This window comes from Pseudomonas spelaei (assembly GCF_009724245.1).
Classification (GTDB): Bacteria; Pseudomonadota; Gammaproteobacteria; order Pseudomonadales; family Pseudomonadaceae; genus Aquipseudomonas; species Aquipseudomonas spelaei.
Map to the genome: position 1 here is coordinate 94,065 of NZ_WNNK01000012.1, position 13,119 is coordinate 107,183.

Annotated in this window: 16 protein-coding genes; 7 read left to right on the plus strand and 9 right to left on the minus strand. The window is 59.1% G+C overall.

Features of this window, described 5'->3' with window-relative positions:
- The first annotated feature begins 167 nt into the window (after positions 1 to 167).
- Positions 168 to 806, plus strand: a complete 639-nt coding sequence (locus GNF76_RS15680; RefSeq protein ID WP_155584051.1) for a hypothetical protein — start codon at positions 168 to 170, stop codon at positions 804 to 806.
- 65 nt (positions 807 to 871) lie between these two features.
- Here the strand turns inward: GNF76_RS15680 and GNF76_RS15685 are convergent, their stop codons facing one another.
- Entirely contained in the window at positions 872 to 1,417 is a 546-nt protein-coding gene (locus GNF76_RS15685) for a hypothetical protein (protein ID WP_178123357.1), read from the minus strand.
- Between the two features lie 225 nt (positions 1,418 to 1,642).
- Between GNF76_RS15685 and GNF76_RS15690 the strand changes: the two genes are divergently transcribed.
- The 5 genes from GNF76_RS15690 (at position 1,643) to GNF76_RS15710 (ending at position 4,681) form a co-directional block, all read left to right on the plus strand.
- Positions 1,643 to 1,972: a hypothetical protein gene (locus GNF76_RS15690; protein ID WP_155584052.1), complete on the plus strand. Its 330-nt coding sequence runs from the start codon at positions 1,643 to 1,645 to the stop codon at positions 1,970 to 1,972.
- Between the two features lie 95 nt (positions 1,973 to 2,067).
- The gene (locus GNF76_RS15695) at positions 2,068 to 2,763 is read left to right on the plus strand and encodes a fumarylacetoacetate hydrolase family protein (RefSeq protein ID WP_155584053.1); all 696 of its coding nucleotides are present in this window, start codon (positions 2,068 to 2,070) and stop codon (positions 2,761 to 2,763) included.
- A gap of 36 nt (positions 2,764 to 2,799) precedes the next feature.
- Positions 2,800 to 3,711: a helix-turn-helix transcriptional regulator gene (locus tag GNF76_RS15700; protein WP_155584054.1), complete on the plus strand. Its 912-nt coding sequence runs from the start codon at positions 2,800 to 2,802 to the stop codon at positions 3,709 to 3,711.
- A gap of 128 nt (positions 3,712 to 3,839) precedes the next feature.
- Positions 3,840 to 4,118: a hypothetical protein gene (locus tag GNF76_RS15705; protein WP_246211921.1), complete on the plus strand. Its 279-nt coding sequence runs from the start codon at positions 3,840 to 3,842 to the stop codon at positions 4,116 to 4,118.
- A 104-nt stretch (positions 4,119 to 4,222) separates the two neighbouring features.
- Positions 4,223 to 4,681, plus strand: coding sequence for a GAF domain-containing protein (locus tag GNF76_RS15710; protein WP_155584055.1), 459 nt, complete (start codon positions 4,223 to 4,225; stop codon positions 4,679 to 4,681).
- A 277-nt stretch (positions 4,682 to 4,958) separates the two neighbouring features.
- On the opposite strand, the gene GNF76_RS15715 is transcribed toward GNF76_RS15710, so the two are convergent.
- Positions 4,959 to 5,162, minus strand: coding sequence for a hypothetical protein (locus tag GNF76_RS15715; RefSeq protein ID WP_155584056.1), 204 nt, complete (start codon positions 5,160 to 5,162; stop codon positions 4,959 to 4,961).
- A 206-nt stretch (positions 5,163 to 5,368) separates the two neighbouring features.
- On the opposite strand from GNF76_RS15715, the gene GNF76_RS15720 reads away from it, so the two are divergent.
- Positions 5,369 to 5,617: a DUF1652 domain-containing protein gene (locus GNF76_RS15720; protein ID WP_155584057.1), complete on the plus strand. Its 249-nt coding sequence runs from the start codon at positions 5,369 to 5,371 to the stop codon at positions 5,615 to 5,617.
- Positions 5,618 to 6,638: 1,021 nt separating this feature from the next.
- Here GNF76_RS15720 and phzG read toward each other — a convergent pair.
- The 7 genes from phzG to GNF76_RS15755 are packed head-to-tail and all read right to left on the minus strand — an operon-like array spanning position 6,639 to position 12,927.
- Entirely contained in the window at positions 6,639 to 7,307 is a 669-nt protein-coding gene (gene phzG, locus GNF76_RS15725) for a phenazine biosynthesis FMN-dependent oxidase PhzG (protein WP_155584058.1), read from the minus strand.
- Positions 7,304 to 8,140 carry a PhzF family phenazine biosynthesis protein gene (locus GNF76_RS15730; protein ID WP_155584059.1) on the minus strand — a complete coding sequence of 279 codons (837 nt, stop codon included), beginning with the start codon at positions 8,138 to 8,140 and terminating at the stop codon, positions 7,304 to 7,306. Before GNF76_RS15730 ends, phzG begins: the two co-directional genes overlap by 4 nt.
- 2 nt (positions 8,141 to 8,142) lie before the next feature.
- Complete coding sequence (locus GNF76_RS15735; RefSeq protein ID WP_379652586.1) at positions 8,143 to 10,032, minus strand: anthranilate synthase family protein; 1,890 nt, start codon at positions 10,030 to 10,032, stop codon at positions 8,143 to 8,145.
- Positions 10,033 to 10,052: 20 nt separating this feature from the next.
- On the minus strand, positions 10,053 to 10,676 hold the full coding sequence (locus tag GNF76_RS15740) for an isochorismatase family protein (RefSeq protein ID WP_155584061.1): 624 nt from the start codon (positions 10,674 to 10,676) through the stop codon (positions 10,053 to 10,055).
- A 15-nt stretch (positions 10,677 to 10,691) separates the two neighbouring features.
- On the minus strand, positions 10,692 to 11,894 hold the full coding sequence (locus GNF76_RS15745; protein ID WP_155584062.1) for a 3-deoxy-7-phosphoheptulonate synthase: 1,203 nt from the start codon (positions 11,892 to 11,894) through the stop codon (positions 10,692 to 10,694).
- Between the two features lie 23 nt (positions 11,895 to 11,917).
- Positions 11,918 to 12,409, minus strand: coding sequence for a PhzA/PhzB family protein (locus tag GNF76_RS15750; RefSeq protein WP_155584063.1), 492 nt, complete (start codon positions 12,407 to 12,409; stop codon positions 11,918 to 11,920).
- Positions 12,410 to 12,435: 26 nt separating this feature from the next.
- Positions 12,436 to 12,927 carry a PhzA/PhzB family protein gene (locus tag GNF76_RS15755; RefSeq protein WP_155584064.1) on the minus strand — a complete coding sequence of 164 codons (492 nt, stop codon included), beginning with the start codon at positions 12,925 to 12,927 and terminating at the stop codon, positions 12,436 to 12,438.
- Positions 12,928 to 13,119: the final 192 nt, after the last annotated feature.

A 13,119-nucleotide genomic window follows, 5' to 3' on the forward strand; every position in this document is an offset into this window, starting at 1 on the left:
TTTCCCGAATGTCAGGCGGTCAATCCTGGCATTCACCCCTCCGAAATCCGCCAACGACAATCGACTTTTAGCAGGAGTGGCCTTTTAACATTGCCGCTCACTCTTTATTATCCGCCCCCAGCAACTCCGGCCATGGAGACGCTCCATTAAAAACTAAGGAAGTCGTAATGCACATTGGAAAAATGCTGGGGTTGGCCCTGATCATGTTGGGGATGAGTGGTTGCGCCAGCTTCACGAAGGACGAAGTGGCGCCCGTCAGCCTGCCATCGATGGCCAACTTCGCCAACAAGCCAAACGTCTACGTAGACTTTGCTTTCTACCAAGGTGAACCGAAAAGCACTACCGCCGTTGAGGTTCCGCAAGCGCGGGACATGCTTCGCCCACAGTTGCAAAAAGTCCTCACCGATTCCGGTCTGTTTGGTCGCGTCACCCTGGATGAGTTCCAGAAGCAGCCGGGCGATTACAGCCTGCGCCTGAAGGTCTACAACCATCCGCCAAGCGGTGGTCAGTTGGTCATGGCCTTCATCAGTGGCCTGACCTTCACCATCATTCCAACCCTGGGTACTGACCAGTACACCATGAGCCTTGAGTCCCTGGACTCGCAAGGTCAAGCGTTGAGTACCGGCACCAACCACGATGGAGTCAACACCTGGATGGGTATCTGGTTTATCCCGATGATGGCCTACACGCCGAAAGAAGCGGTGACCGACACGTTCACCCGTCAGGTCAACGCGCTGCTCAAGCAAATGGTGGACAGCAAGAACCTGAAGTATTCGGCTCTGGATGCCGGCGTGCCACGGGCCTGACCCGCTCGCAAGCATGCGATGAAACCTCTGCGAGAGCGGGCTGACCCGCTCTCGCAGTACGTGCCTTATTTAAGCGCCTGGATGAACAGCGGGTCGCTGTACAGCGACTTGAGCAAATCGCGCACCATCGGGTTGTAAGCATTCGCGGCATTCGGGATCGCAATGAATCCGAAGAAAGAACTGGACCACGTGTTATTCACTTCTTTGGTCCCTTCGTACACCACGTCATTTCCCTTGAGCAGAGTAAACCGAGCGGCCAGCGTACCGTTGCCGGAACCCATTCCTGCCGTCAGTGAGTTCTTGACCACCAGCACTTGCAGATGACGTTCTGCCTGCGGATTCAGCAGACCCGCCAATTTGAGTTCCTGGGTGATGGCTGCCTGGATATGTGCCGGGATGCTGCCGCTGGGAGACCTGATCGGATTGGCCCGGACTGTCAGCGTTCCCTCACCAGACGCGGCCGTAACCTGGGCGTTGCTGATGGGCTGCAGTGGGGGTGTTTGCTTGAGGCGCTGGACGTTATCGAAGTTGGGCTCATATTGCGTCATGGTGACGCCGCAACCTTGCAGCAGCAGTGCGAGCAACGGGGCCAACAGTAGAAGCTTTTTCACGGCATTTCCTTGCGTGAGAGTGGGAGAGGGCCGCGATTATCGTCAGCCAATGCCGAGGCGGCAACCACCGGTCGCATGAAGCTTGAAGCGTTGTGCGGAACCGGTTGTGGTTGTGGCGCAAAAAGTTTGTCTTGGAAAGTCACTGAGAAGGCATTTTGCTGGCCCTCTTGTTACAAAATGTTCGCCAAAATCACTTTTATTTTCAGGTGGTTAGGCGGGATGCAAATGCGCAATGTTGGAATCATGCTGATCGCCTGTTCCCTGGCGGGCGGGGCGGCGACTGTTCAGGCCAGAGAGCTGCGAGAGAACGATCGGTACATGTGCAGTTGGGGCGCGGGCACGGCCGCCAGGGCCCAGGAGTTGAAGCTGTCCGGCGTCTCGTTGTATGCCGCGCGGCAGAAGATCCAGACGTACAAGTTCAACAAGTCCTGGATGCACATGATGGCCATGGGTATTACGGAGCAGACCTATGACAGCCGTTCGCGGGCCAGGCCTGAGGTGATTCGGCAGAGCTTTTACCAGGACTGCCTGCGCTACAAGCTGGCGCGCAAATGATTACACCGCCCAGTGCAAAATCTGCGTAACCCTGTCCAACTTTGCCCGCCTGTCGCTCTTCATACTGGTCCCAGGTACTTGAAGAGGCAGGCGCAATGACCCACTACGTATTCACCCCCGCTGAAACACCGTCACTCGCTATCGAGGGGCTCGGTGCTCGTTTCCCGCTGCGCCGAGTGTTCTGTGTGGGGCGCAACTACAGCGAGCACGCCCGTGAAATGGGGCATGACCCGGACCGTGAACCGCCCTTCTTTTTCATGAAACCAGCGGATGCGGTGGTTGCTGCGCAGGGCGTGATCGCCTATCCGCCGTTGACCGCCGATTTGCACCACGAAGTCGAACTGGTGGTGGCCATCGGCAAGGGTGGGGTGGATATCGCTGTCGAAGACGCTTTTGCACATATCTGGGGTTATGGCGTGGGCATCGACCTGACCCGCCGCGACCTTCAGGCCCAGGCCAAAAAACTGTCGCGGCCTTGGGAATGGGCCAAGGCCTTCGATGAGTCGGCGCCATGTACGGCGCTGCGTCCGGTGAGTGTGGTGGGTCATCCCGCAAGCGGGCGAATCTGGCTCAAGGTTAATGGTGAGCAACGCCAGGTGGGCGATCTTGCGGATCAGATCTGGTCGGTCAGCGAGGTGATCAGTCATGCTTCCAGGTCCGTGGCATTGAAGGCCGGCGACCTGATCTTCACGGGCACTCCGGCGGGCGTCGGTGCGCTGCAGCCGGGGGATGTGGTCACCGCCGGGATCGAAGGGATTGGCGAGTTGAGCTTCACCCTCGCTCAGGGTTGACGCTACAGTGGGGCCCAGGCAACCCGAGAGACGTTTATGCCCGGCACCCGCGTCACCACCTACGGCATGGCACAACGCAGCGACCGCCCCGATTTCTACATCCGCGACAAGCGGGGCAGGGCGGCGCTGACCAGTCCTCATCGCCACGAATACTTCCAGATCCAGATCAACCTGGGCGGCGACACCGTGCAGCACATCGGCGGCGCCGTGCGCCCGTTCCCGAAGCAGGCCCTGGCATTTATCCTGCCCCACCGCCTGCATGTGATTCCCCACCCCGAAGACGGCGACTTCATGCTGATCAATTTCAGCCAGGGGTTCTTTCTGCCGCAACTGACCTGCGATCCCCTGGACCTGGAAGACATCCCCATCGGCCAGGCGCCGGAACTGTCACCGTTTCGCTTTCAGGAACACATCGACTTCATCCTCGGCGACGCTGCATTTGAGGAGGTGAAAGCCTGCCTGGAACAGATGCGCACGCTGGACGCCCACCGCAGCTTCGGTGCCCGGGAGCGGCTCAAGGGTTGCCTGTTTCAACTGATCGGCCTGGTGTGCCAGCAGTACGCCGAGCCGCTCCAGGCCTTTGCCGCCAACAATGCCACCCGGCGTGGCCGCAAGGATGCACTGGCCCGTGTTCAGAGCTACCTGCGCGATCATCTGCATGAACCCTCGCTTAACCTGAGCGATGCGGCGGCGGCCGCCTTCCTGTCGCCCAACTACTTGACCCATCTGCTGCGCAAGGAAACCGGCAAGCCCTTTTCTCAACTGGTGCTCGACCGACGGATGCAACTGGCCCGCACGCTGCTGCTCAATGGCTCGCAGAGGATTGGCCAGATTGCCCATGGTTGTGGTTTTACTGATGAGGCCTACTTCTCCCGATGTTTTCGCAAGGCCCATGGGGCGCCGCCGGGGCAGTTCAGGAAGCGCCAGGGCGAAAGCCCCGCGACGTAACCCAGGGCTTCAAGCACGTGCCATACGGCTCAATTACAAATCCACGACAATCATTCTGTTTATTCGCGTGTATCCAATTCTCTACAATCAGACGCTTGTGTGGAGCAGGGTCTGTATGGATACGCTGAATGAGCAGTACAGGGTGCAATGAGGTCATGAGCCAGCACGAACCCCCGCCTGTCGAGACGAGTGGCAATAGCTTGCTCTACTTTGTCGTCGGGGTGCTGTGTGTTGCGGTTTTGTTGGGGATCTATTTCGTTCGGCTCAATGCCCAGGTTGACCAGCAACGAATGCAAGACGCCGAACGCTTGGTGCTCTGCCGCCGGGTTGAAAGCCTGACCCCAGGCGCGCTGGACAAACCTGACGTGTGTAAATACGTGAGGGAACGTGCATCCACCTCCCAATAGGCAGTTATTCAGTCCGGACATAAGCACTGAAGTAAACAGTCTTTAAGTCCGGCATGAGTGCCCCGCTATAGTCGGCCCTCGTGTCGACTTGAGAAGCCCGCCCCATGTCCAAATCCTCTGAACAGTTTGAATCCTTGCGCCAGGACATTGATGCCCTGGCCGAACGCCTGGGCGTCAGCTCCATTCTGATCATGCGTTCATTGCCCCAGCACATGCAGGTCGAAGCCTCCGCCGGCCGCCATGAAGACACTTACCCGATTGGCGCTCAAGGGCAGAAAAGCAGCCTGGCGGAGAACGGCCAAGCCTTGTATTGCGAGCGTGTGGTGGACATCGCAGGCCCCCTGTACGTCAAGGATTCGCGCCTGGAAGCTGATTGGGCGGGTAACGAAGACGAAGTGGAGTTTGGCCTGAGCAACTACCTCGGTTACCCGGTGCGCGGTCCGGACGGCGAGGTCTATGGCACGGTGTGCGCATTGCATGAAGAGGCCAAGGCATACACACCTGAAGAGCACGCTGCACTGGATGAACTACGGGCCAAGGTCGAAGCCATTCTGGCCCGTTAATAACCTGATAGTTACTAAGGAATACGCGCTACAAGTTTGTCTAACTTGCACCAAAAAGTGGCATTAAAACTTCCAGCCGCCTTAAAAAATATGTGGTTATTGAATGACTTAGCGCTGTTTTAATCCGACGAAAGGCATGAAATCATCTTGTTACAAGTTTTCCCGAACGGTATTATTGCCCTGCGTTCACCTCCCACGGTTTATGCATTTTTAAATCCCAAGTTTCCATCAGCTACTTGGGATTTTTTTTGCCCGCGATTTGACAGGTATTGAAGCGTTACTCTTCAACCCACACGTCGAACTCTGCCCGCATCCGCCCATTGCGCTTGGCCTGATACAGCAATTTGTCGACAGCCTCGACAAAGGCCAATGAATGGCCTTGGTTGACTCCAGCAGGGTCCTGTATACGGCGCTGCCGGGTTCGCTCGGGTTGTCGATGCCCATGCGGGACGCTCTGGGTGGGTACAAAAGCCAAGAGCATCTGGTGGGGGGCGCCAGGTATCAAGGACTTCCCATCTGATTGGATCAGAAGCCGTGATGTGGTTTTTTTGACGTCAGTGAGGCAACGATTTCTATGGGAATGTGGGGTAGCTAACACTTTCGTGCTAATTGTGCGGGCGAAGTCGCAAAGCTCATCTAACCTAGACGGATCCAGTCTGCCGAGTCAGGTTCAGGGAGGGTGCCATCATGATCTCGATTGTCGAGTTTCGCCGGATTATGGCGTCCGGGTTTCTGCCCTTGGCGTGTGATTGCACGGTGAATCATGATGGGTCTTTGCGGATCAGTGTTTTTGAACCTGAATCCGGGCGGGTTGATTTGTTGCTCACGGGGGTTTCCACTGAAGGGTTGGACAGTGTTCGTTCTGTTTCCAATCTGATTGGTGAGTTGCGTACGGAGATCAAGGCTGGGCGCAGGGGGTTTGCTGCGGTTGGGTAGAGGGCATATCCGTTGTTGCGGTAACGGCGGCTATTGGTTCCGCTCTTACAGCGGGTCACTTTGGAAAAGCCCCAAAGTAACCAAAAGGCTCTTGCCCCACCACTCGGTGCCTCGCTGTGGCTCGGCATGCCCTCACTCCGGCATTGCTCCGTGGGCCGCCGCAATGGGCCATCCCTGGCCCAGTGCGGCTAAACCGGCGTCCTGCCGGTTTACCCACGGACCAATGCCTGCGTTCGGCCAGCGTGGTTTAACGGGGCGCCTAAGATCAAAGTCAAAAGCAGATCAAGAGCACAGCGGCCTACCGGCCGGCTTGAGTGGTGTGAAGCAAAGGCAAGATCAAAAGCGGGTATGGTCGACTGTGGGAGTTGGCTTGCCTGCGATGGCCATGGGTATCTACACATCTTTTGAATCCTGCGAAAACCCTGTAGCCGCTGCCGAGGCACGAGGCTGCGATGGGCTGCGTAGCGGCCCCTAGGGCGGTCCTGCGGACCGCATCGCAGCCTCGTGCCTCGGCAGCGGCTACAAAAATCAGGCGCCTGCGCAATTGTGTAGATACCTATGCTGCGATGGCATCACCTCGGTGTTCCTGAAAGACCGAGTTGCTTGCATCGCAGGCAAGCCAGCTCCCACAGAAAAGCAGATCTGCTTTCGCTCTGGCCCTTGCTTTTGCTTCTACCACTCAGGTCGGCTTTCAGGCCGCCGTGCTTTTGATTTTGATCTTAGGCGCCCCGTTAAACCACGCTGGCCGAACGCAGGTATTACGCAGTGGGTATCCCGGCATGGATGCCGGGATAGCCGCGTTGGGCCATGGATGGCCCGTCGCGGCGGCCCACGGAGTAATGCCGGAGTGAGGGCACACCGAGCCTAGGCGAGGTGCCGAGTGGTGGGGCAAGAGCCTTTTGGTTACTTTTGGGCTCTTTTCAAAAGTGACCCGCTGTAAGAGCGGAACCAATAGTCGCCGTTACCGCAGCAACGGATATGCCCCCCACCACAGCCAATCTCCCGCAGCCCCCCAAACTACTCAGGGCTGCAAACGCCGCACCTTCCAGCCCATATCGCCACGGTCATACCGCAACCGCTCATGCAACCGCTCCTGCCCATTCCCCCAAAACTCCAGCGATTCAAGCCGCAACTCAAACACACAATACCCCTCGGGACGCGGCAGCGGACCCTGAACCTCGGCCAGTGCCCTGGCAGCGTCGCGCATGGCCTGAACATCCTTCAATTCTTCACTCTGGCGGGACACCGATGACATCGGATGCGTGGCATAAGGGCGCTTCAGCCACGCCTCATCAGCCTTGGCATCCGGCAAGCGCACGGCCTGGCCATTGAGGATGATCTGCTGACTGGTTTCACGCCAATACAACACCCCCGAGGCCCACGGGTTACGCGCCAGTTCGCGGCCTTTCTGGCTGCCGGCATGGGTGCTGAACAGCACCCCGGTGTCGCTGACCTCACTGATCACCACGATGCGCGTAGAGGGTCGGCCCTGGCTGTCGACGGTGGCCAACGCCAGCGCCTTGGGTTCGCGGATGCCCACGCGCCGCGCGCGCTCCAGCCAGTTGCGCAGCACGCTCATGGGATCGGCGGGCAGCGTCTGGTACTCGGGGAACGGCGCATCCAGTGTGCCAGTGAGGGATTCCGACATGCCTTTACCCAACAATGGCTTGCCTTGTACTGAACTGTTCATAGAACGATGGTCCCCCGTCCAAACGTGACGCCATTGCCTGATACTTCGACCCGCGTCAGTTGATCGGCGCGGCCCTCAGCCCTGGCGAACATCAGCGAAGGGCGGCCGATTTCCACGCCCTGGAGAATCTCGACCTGCTGGCCGAACTCGATCTGGCCATGGCGCGCCAGATGAATCGCCAAGGGCCCGGCAGCGGAGCCCGTGGCTGCATCCTCGACTACGCCATAGGCCGGCGAGAACATCCGGCTGCGCCAACGCCGTCCTGCGCCGGCAAAACAGTTGATGGCCATGTCGTGAAAGCTGGACAGGGCACGATGGTCAGGGTGCAGGGCCGACAACGCGGCGATGCTCGGCAGGCCGACAAACACATGGCGCGGGCCGTTGTGATAGATCTCGATGGGAAAGGTCGAGTCGCTGATGCCCAGAGCCTTGAGCAATTCGATGTCGCGGCCCAGGGCTGTCCAGGTCGGTATCGGCTGGTCCATGCTGGCGGCGATGACGCTGCCGTTCTGGCGCTCCAGTTCAAAGGCGATGGTGCCCATCTGGGTTTCCAGGTACAGCCGGTGATTGTCGGTGTGTGCACCCAGGGCAATGGCTGTGCCCAGCAACGGGTGCCCGGCGAAGGGCAGTTCGTTGACCGGGGTGAAAATCCGGATCAGCGCATCACCGCCGTTACGTGGCTTGAGCACGAAGGTGGTTTCCGACAGGTTCATCTCCCGGGCGATGCGTTGCATTTGCGGGGCCGGCAAGTCATCGGCGTCAAAGAATACCGCGACCGGGTTGCCTTCCAGCGGGACGCTGGCAAAGGCGTCGATGATGACGTATTTGTGCATGGTTATCTCCCGGCGGCCGAAGCGTTGCTGTCGACAGGTGTGTGGATAAGGGCATGGCGCAGCAGGTCGGCGATGATGCGTGGGCCTTCCTGGGTCAGCAGTGACTCGGCATGAAACTGCATGGAGGCAAACGACGGCCCACGCAAGGCATGTACCTCGCCGGTCGCGCTGTCGCGGCTGATCTCGACGGTGCCGATGCCGTTGATGTCCAGGCGGTCGCTCGAACTTTGGGCGGCGAAGGTGTTGTAGAAACCCACCCGTTCGGCGTTGCCAAACAGGTCGATTTGTTTTTGTACGCCCTGGTTGGGAACGGCTTTGCGTTGCAGCTCCAGGCCCAGGCACAGGCTCAGCACCTGATGACTCAGGCACACCGCAAGAAACGGCCGTTGCTGGCTGAGCAAGGAGCGGATGGCCACGTGCAGGTGGTCAATTTTCGGCAGATGGATATCGCTCGGGTTACCGGGGCCTGGGCCCATGATCACCAGGTCGTAACCGTCAAAGCTGTACTCGTCGCTGAAGCTGCACACGGTCACTACCAGGCCCAGTGCCCTCATCTGCTTGGCGATCATCGAGGTGAAGGTGTCTTCGGCGTCGACGATCAGCACCTGGCGGCCACTGAAATCGGCCTGGATCTGTTGTCGCTGCTGGCTGTCCATCAACCAGAAGTCCGAGACATAAGCGTTACGACTGGCCAGCGCCGCACGCACTTGCAAGTGGTTGCCGAAGCGTGAGGGCGCCTGGTTTTTCAGGGCGCCAATCAGGCCGGCGGCCTTGGCCCGGCTTTCGGCGGCCTCGGTCATCGGTTCGGAATGGCGCACGATGGTCGAGCCCACGCTGATCCGCACTTGGCCGCTGCTATCGATGTCGGCGGTGCGAATCAGGATCGCTGAGTCCAGGGAGCGTCCGCCCTTGCCATCGTTGCCGATCAGCGCGGCCATGCCGCTGTAGTACGCGCGGCCTTGCGGTTCATAACGCTGGATCACCCGGCAGGCGCTTTCCAGCGGGCTGCCGGTGACGGTGGGAGCGAACAGGGTTTCGCGCAGGATGTCGCGCACATCGCGACGGGTCTTGCCTTCGATGAAGTACTCGGTGTGGGCCAGGTGCGCCATTTCTTTGAGGTAAGGACCGAGGACGTGGCCGCCGTCCTCACAAATGCGCGCCATCATTTTCAGCTCTTCATCCACCACCATGTACAGCTCGTCGGCCTCCTTGCGGTCGGCCAAAAAGTCCATGACCTCCGTCAGATTGGGCCCGGCGGGTGGGTAGCGATAGGTGCCGCTGATGGGGTTCATCACCGCCAACCCATCCTTGACGCTGATGTGGCGTTCGGGGGATGCCCCCACGAAAGTACGGTTGCCGGTGTGGATGATGAAGGTCCAGTAGACACCTTTCTCCCGCTCCAGCAGATGACGAAAGAATGACAGCGCACTGGCCGGGCCGTACTCGCTGATCTCGGCCAGGAAGGTGCGCTTGATCACGAAGTTGGCGCCTTCACCTGAGCCGATTTCGTTGGCGATCACCTGGCTGACGATCTCGGCGTAGCTCGCGTCGCTGAGGTCGAAGCGTTCGCCGTTCAGTTGGATCGGCACGTCGGGCAGTAGCCCCAGCAACTGTTCGATGCCGATGGATTGCTGCTCGGTGACTCTCATCGCCAGCAGCGGCGAGTGATCGTCCACCGCTTCGAAGCCGCGCTCGGCAATCTGGCGGTAGGGAATCAGCGTCAGTACGTCCAGGCGAGGTGCGCCGATTGAGGTGGCAGGCAAGTCGATATCGGCCAGGACCTGCGGTTCCGACATTTCGCCTATCAGCACATCCAGCAAGCCGGGGCCGTTGGATTCCGGACGGTACAGCAGGGCAAACGGCTCAGGCGTCGGTTGCAGGATGCGTTCCATAAGACGGGTGGCGGCTTGGCTCATGACACCACCTCATCGGTGGTGATGACCATGGCGCAACGGCTGGCGGCGTATTCAATGGCCATCCAGTGGTGTTCCTTGCTGAAGTCGGCGATAGCGTCGGCAACGAGGAAGGGCTGGATATCGTTGGAGTAGGCATCCACGGTGGAAATGAGTACCCCGACATGGGCATACACCCCGCACAGGATCAACTGATCGCGTTCGTTGGCGCGCATGCGTTCCAGCAGGTCAGAGTTGAAGAACGCACTGTAGCGCCACTTGGTCAGCTGCCAGTCACCGGGCTCGGGCGTCAGGGCGTCGACCACTTCGCGGTCGGCAGGACTGGCCTTCATGCCGGGGCCCCAGAAGTCCTTGAGCAGCCCGCGTTGCTCCTCGCTCATGCTGCCAGGTTGGGCGGTGTAGGCCACCGGCACGCCGTTGTCGGTAGCCCATTGGCGAATGCGCGCGGCATTGCTCACCACTTCTTCACGCAAAGCGTCGGGCAGGGGCCGCAGGAAGTAGCGCTGCATATCATGCACCAACAGCACGGCGCGCTCGGGGTCGATGCTCCATTGCGCGAGGTTGACGGGCAGGTCGCGGGAAGTAGGCAGGGCATAAGGGATGATCGATGGAATGCCGGTCATGGCGACAAACTCCAGTCAAAGGGAAGCAAGGGAGGAGGAGGGCAGATTTTTCCAGGCCATCACCGCAGTAACGGCTTGCCAGGGGTTCAGGCGTGGGTCGCACAGGCTTTTGTAGTGGCTGGCGACTTGGGTCAGGCTGGCGGCATCGGACGCGCACTCGCTGACATCATCCGGGGTGGTTTCCAGGTGCAGGCCGGCGGCCACACCACCGGCCGAGGTCACGGCATGCTTGAAGGCGGTGATTTCCTCCGTGATGGTCTGCACCATGCGGGTTTTGTTGCCACAGGGCGCGACGATGGTGTTGCCGTGCATCGGGTCGCTCAGCCAGATGATCTGGTGGCCGGCATGGCGCACCGCTTCAACCAGCGGCGGCAGGCGCTCGGCGACCTTGTGGGCGCCCATGCGGGCAATCAGGGTCAGCCGGCCGGGCTCACGCTTGGGGTCAAGGCGTTCGCACAGGCTCAGCAACTGGTCCCGGGTGATGTCCGGGCCCACCTTGCAGGCCACCGGATTGAGCACCTCGCTGAGCAGCGCCACGTGAGCGCCCGTCAACTGACGGGTACGCTCGCCGATCCACGGCCAATGGGTTGAACCGAGAAATACCCGGCCCTGTTCGTCCCGACGTAGTTGGGGCAATTCGTAGTCGAGTACCAGCATTTCGTGGCTGGTCCAGGCCGGTGAGCCGCTGAGCTGTTCCTTGCCGGCGGGTTCTTTCCAACCCAGGTGCTGCATGATGTCCTGCGCGGCGCGATAGCCTCGAACCAGGCGTTGTGCATCGTGCTGGCGATGGCCGCAGACGGCCTCGCGGCCGTTGACCATGTCGCCGCGATAGACCGGCAACTCGAGATCGCCAATGCGTTCGCTGTTGTTGGAACGGGGCTTGGCAAATTGCCCGGCAATCCGCCCCACCCGCACCACCGGTTGCTGGGTCACCAGCCGGAATGCACCGGCCAGGATGTCCAGCACCGCAGCTTTGCGGGCCACATGAATGGGCGCACTTTCATCCATGTCTTCGGCACAGTCACCGGACTGGATGATCATCGCTTCACCGGCTGCTACACGTGCCAACGTGGCACGCAACACCAGGATATCTTCTGCTCGAATCAGTGACGCGCTGTCCCGGAGGTAGGCTTGCGCGTCATGCAATTGTGAGGGCTCGCTCCATTGAGGCTGCTGGAACGCTTCACAACTTAGAACCCGTTTCAGTAAGTCTTCCATGATGCGATCACTCTCCCAAGAGATTAAGTAGGAATGCCTTCGCGCTTGATGTGCGGTACCGGAATACCCAGGGCGCGTAGTTGTTGAAAGACGTTCATGAACTCGCGATTGCGTTTTACTTTGCCGTCTTCCAGCTCGAAGGAGTGCAGGAAGTGGTTCTCGTAATAGCCTTCCGGGTAACCGGGAAAGAGGATCTTGCCGTGGCCATCGCACTCGACCCAAATATGGTTGGGATCATCGGTTTCAAATACCTTGACGTTGTACCATTCCCAGTCCGGGAAGCACTTGAGTGACCAGACAGCATGTTCGGCCAACTTGGCCTTGCCACTGATTACAATTGGAGCGCCGGTGTCGGTGGTCCATAAGCCGCCAGAGCCGTCCTCGGTAAATAGTTCATGGCGGCGCAGGCGATCCTGGCCTTTGGTACGCATGTATTGCTCGACCGTGGCGCGGTTCTTGCGGCGAAGTTCAGTGGTATCACTAGCAGTGAGTTGTCGTGCTGCGCTATTAGGCATACTCAATCTCCAATAAATAAAGGGGCTTATGAGGCGGGGATACCTTCACGCTTGATTCTTGGAACAGCGATGCCCAAGCCGCGAAGTTGTTCGAAGGGGTTCATGAATTCACGGTTTTGCGTGATCTTGCCGTTATCCAGTTCGAAGGAATGTATGTAATGGTTTTCGCAGTAACCTTCGGGATAACCGGGAACCTGGGTCTTGCCGCGGCCGTCGCTTTCCACCCAGAAGTGGTTGGGATTATCAGTTTCAAACACCCGGACGTTGTGCCATTGCCAGTCTGGAAAGCACTTCTCCAGCCAGATGCCGAGGGCGGCCAGCTTCGAGTGGCCTTTAAACACCAGGGGTTCACCGGTTTCGGTGTTCCAGGAGCCGCCACTGCCATCCTGAGTGAACAGCTCATGGCGTCGCAGGCGATCTTTGCCGTTGGTACGCATGTACTGTTCGACGGTGGTCCGATTTTTTTGGCGCAGTTCAAGATGGTCGTTAAAGCCGCTAGGGGAAAGCGAGGCAGGCATGGGCAATATCCTCCTTAGTTGAATTGAGATTTTCGAACTTCAAGTAAATATTTAGTTAATTGACTCGGGTCAGTATTTACAGTTTTTAACTATTGCGTCGTCATGGCTGTGCTGGGTGGGTGTTGTTTATACACCTGCATTTCTTGGAGTTGGAACTACCAGATCTTGTAGTGATTGGGGTGTGAGTGGGCT